Source organism: Holdemania filiformis DSM 12042 (assembly GCF_000157995.1).
GTDB classification, from domain to species: Bacteria; Bacillota_I; Bacilli_A; order Erysipelotrichales; family Erysipelotrichaceae; genus Holdemania; species Holdemania filiformis.
Genome location: NZ_GG657558.1, coordinates 13,166 through 17,253, shown reverse-complemented (window position 1 = coordinate 17,253; position 4,088 = coordinate 13,166). Strand labels below are relative to the sequence as shown.

At 31.0% G+C, this 4,088-nt stretch carries 4 protein-coding genes; all 4 read left to right on the top strand.

Annotated elements, in window-relative coordinates:
- Positions 1-1,211 (top strand): hypothetical protein (locus HOLDEFILI_RS10900; RefSeq protein WP_006059736.1); only part of this gene is annotated, 1,211 nt, incomplete at its 5' end.
- Positions 1,204-2,883, top strand: a complete 1,680-nt coding sequence (locus HOLDEFILI_RS10895) for a 6-pyruvoyl-tetrahydropterin synthase-related protein (protein ID WP_083787606.1) — start codon at positions 1,204-1,206, stop codon at positions 2,881-2,883. The genes HOLDEFILI_RS10900 and HOLDEFILI_RS10895, both read left to right, overlap by 8 nt.
- On the top strand, positions 2,880-3,821 hold the full coding sequence (locus HOLDEFILI_RS10890; protein WP_006059734.1) for a glycosyltransferase family 2 protein: 942 nt from the start codon (positions 2,880-2,882) through the stop codon (positions 3,819-3,821). Before HOLDEFILI_RS10895 ends, HOLDEFILI_RS10890 begins: the two co-directional genes overlap by 4 nt.
- Before the next feature lie 2 nt (positions 3,822-3,823).
- A partial coding sequence (locus HOLDEFILI_RS19775; protein ID WP_006059733.1) for a hypothetical protein occupies positions 3,824-4,088 on the top strand: 265 nt, incomplete at its 3' end.

The following is a 4,088-nucleotide window of genomic DNA, read 5'->3' as shown; positions in this document are numbered from 1 at the left end:
TGTTTATATCCTTTGCGATTTTATTTAGTTTGGCTGCTTATCTTTTTGTTAGTAAAAAAGAGAATGCCTTTGTTGATATGTCAATCATCGTTTTACCTATGGCAATCTATGCGGTTGCGATGTTTAGTCGGAATAAGGAAATTCCCTGGATTGCGCCCGCGCTAGCTCTAATTTTTATAGCTTATTATAGTTTGCGATTCACAAAGTGGATGAAGAAAATTATTGAAATAATTGAAAAATTCTTTTTCAGACATGGTAAATTTATTTTCTTTATTCTTATTCCTGTTCTTATGATGATGTTTGCGGCTTATGTTAATTTCTTTAAACCTGATTATTTATATGATTATGCCTATTATTTTAATAATCATCAAGATTATGACATGGTCAAAGATTATTATTTCATTTATTCCCATATTTTCGATAATATTCTTAACATTATACGGTGGATCGGCGTTATCTTGATTCTTTGGAAAGCTCATTCAGAAGAACAAAACTATATAAAATCCTTATTTGTTATGATGTTGATTTTATTTTTAAACCCATTAGCGACGACCGCGGTGGCCTACTTGATTGCTTCTAATGTATTTTACCGTACTGTAGAAGTTTTGTTTAATCCATTTACAGAGATGTTGATTTTATTAGCTGTTATTCAATATCTTGATCATCGAGAATGGATAAAACGGATGTTATTAGTTATTCTTTGTATCGAGATTGTAGTCGGACATGTAGCTTCTTATTTGGATTCTGATTGGGGATTATACACCTTTCATGTAAATGGAGGGAAAACAGTGAATCCGATCTATAAAATCAGTGATGAGGAAATTGAGGCGATACATGTTCTTGAGGGGTTAATTGAGCGTGACCAAAATCGATTTAACGATGAGCATCAACCGACAATTATTTCTCATGCGGAAGGAGTAAGAACTTTTCTTCCTAATGTATATCAGATATTTACTGCACGGGATTACTATTATATTTGGAATCGCGTCGATTGGATTTTCTATGATTTAGCTCGCAGACATTATGATTGGGAAACTCCAGCAACAGAAGATTATGCTCGTTCATGTGGTTATTTGGATTATTATGACGTTGATTATCTTATTATTCAGTATTGGGAAAATCCAGAATTTGATAAGGCAACTGATGCTTGCGCGATAACAGAGATAACTACATCGAAGTTTAAGATTAAGAGTGTGACAAAAAATGAATAGAAAACGAATATTAATTTTATTATTTTGCTTATGCTTAACTGTGGTGTTCTGCATACCGTTGTTTTCTTCGGTATCGCTCTATTCAGGTCATGATACTGATTATCATATAGCTAGAATCTATTCTTTATCTAAAGCAATCCAATATCACGATTATTTTCCATCTCTATTTTACCTTCAAAGTTATGGATATGGATATGCTTCGCCTCTTTTCTATTCAAATTTCTTAATCTATATACCAGCAGTTTTAAATGCAATCGGAGTAAATATTACAACAAGTTATAAAATGTTCATTTTTATGTGTGTGTACCTAACGTCGCTTTTAATGTTTTGGTGTTCATATCGTATTTTTAAAGATTGTAAAAGCGCTGCAGTTTCTAGTGTTTTATATATCTTTTCAAACTACTTTATAACAGATGTATTCTATAGAGGTGCTTTGGGAGAAGTACTTGCATTTATGATTGTTCCAATAATCATGTTAGGTGCTTATAATCTGATTGAAGGTAAAGGAAATGATTGGTTTTTGCTTACCATTGGGTTTTCGTGTCTGTTATTGGTTCATAATATCAGTTTTATTTTAATATGTTTTACTTTTGGATTATATTTGATGATTAATATAAGGAAGTTTCTAACAAAACGTGTATTGTTAAATTTGTTTAAAGCAGTGATACTTTCAATAGGGTTAACCGCATTTTTTCTTTTCCCAATGTTAGAACAATTGAACGTAGGGATCTATCGAGTATCATCTTATTTTTCGGATGATAGTTTTGCTAAAAGTCTATTGACGTTTTCAGAAGCGATCTCTATTTTTCCAGGAACCGGTATGATTTGGGGAATAGAGGACAACAAAATTAATATGAGCATTGGAATAATTCAAATTTTTATAATTTTAATTTCTTTATTAAAATATAAAGAAAATAAGCGAGCATTCTTTTATGCGATGATTATATTGATTGTAATCTTGATGACAACTCGATATTTTCCATGGCAATATCTGCTTAAACCTAATTTTATTCAGTTTAGTTGTCGATTATTAATAATAGCTATACCTCTATGTGCTATTCTTGGAGGGTTTTTGGTTAAGTCAAATTTGCGTTTATCCGTTTTAATAATAATGTTAGCAGTAGGCTTCGGGTTATTTCAAATCTATCCTTTGATTTCATTATCAAAAATAGATGAAAATAATCTAAGAACATTAGACTTATACTATAATGGTCAAGGGGACAGATTAAGTGAAGAAATTTGGGCTTTAGGAGCTTTAGATTATATGCCTATAACAATTTATGATCAGCTACAAACTCGTGAGAAAAGTATATTAGTAAATGATGGACAGAGAATTTTAAATTATAAGCAAGATTATAATCTATTAACATTTGAGGATGAGAGAGAGTCTTTAGTTGAATATGTACTTCCTTTAATCTATTATAAAGGTTATAAAGTTGTTGGAATTTTTGATGACAAAGAACAAAGTTTGAATGTATATCCAAATGAAGAAGGGTTTGTTTCTTTTTCAAATAACACTCTTTCAACAAATGTACACTATGAAATAAAATATTCTGGCACTTTAGTTCAAAGCTTAAGTAAAATAGTATCTATCATAAGTATATTTATTTTAATTTACATGAAGTGTTATGAATCAAATATTAAAAATATAAAGAGAGGGATATATTTATGAGTAAAGTTGCAGTCTTAATTCCATGTTATAATGAAGAACTAACAGTTGAAAAAGTTGTAAAAGATTTTAAAAAAGAATTACCTACCGCGGATATCTATGTCTATGACAATAACTCTAAAGATAAAACTGCAACTTTGGCATTAGCTGCAGGCGCGATAGTTAGAAAAGAAACTGCACAGGGAAAAGGAAATGTTGTACGCGCAATGTTTAAAGATATTGATGCTGACGTTTATATTCTTGTTGATGGTGATGATACTTACCCTGCTGATGAGGTACATAAATTGATTCAACCTGTTCTAGAAGGATGTGCGGATATGGTTATAGGAGATCGTCTTTCTAATGGAACATATTTTGAAGAGAATAAACGAGGCTTTCATGGATTCGGTAATAATTTAGTTAAAAATCTGATTAATTTTCTTTTCAAAAGTAATATTAACGATATCATGACCGGATATCGTGTCTATAGCCGTAGATTTGTAAAAAATATGCCGGTTATGAGTTCGGGATTTCAAATTGAAACTGAGATGACGATATTCTCACTAGTTTACCGCATGAAGCTTGTTGAAATACCGATAACATATCGAGATAGGCCAGCGGGAAGCGAGTCAAAACTAAATACATTTTCAGATGGTTTTAAGGTTTTAGTAAAGCTATTTGATTTGTTTAAAAACTATCGACCTATGTTATTTTTTAGTTGTATTTCTATTTTGTTTGTAACTTTAGGTCTGCTAATAGGAATACCGGTCATTACAGAGTTTGTTAAAACTGCATTCATTACTAAAATTCCAAGTGCGGTACTTGCGGCTTCTTTGTTTATTATAGCTTTTCTGCTTTTTATGGTTGGAATTATCTTAGATGCTATTAAAAATCAGATGTGTATTTTATTTGAATGTCAATTGAACCAATTTGAATATCAAGAAAAGTGTAAAGTGAGGTAAATATGAAAAAATTGTTAATTCTTGCAATCAGTGTATTAGTGCTCACAGCGTTCGGCAGTTTTGCTTTTATTTTATTTAACAACATATATCAAGATGAAGGAAATTTTGATGATTATAGAGATAATGCTCCTGTTGTTAATATTGACGAAACAGAACAAGTGTTAAAAATTACTTCTGACGTTGGAGAGTTAGTTGAAGATTGGAATCATACGTATCGAGTTATGGCACATGCCTTAGGTGGCATTGGAGATTATGATTACACGAATT

Bases quoted from the DNA above. Each gene is read 5' to 3' on its own strand.
- HOLDEFILI_RS10890 (WP_006059734.1), top strand. From the start codon at position 2,880: ATGAGTAAAGTTGCAGTCTTAATTCCATGTTATAATGAAGAACTAACA.
- HOLDEFILI_RS10895 (WP_083787606.1), top strand. From the start codon at position 1,204: ATGAATAGAAAACGAATATTAATTTTATTATTTTGCTTATGCTTAACT.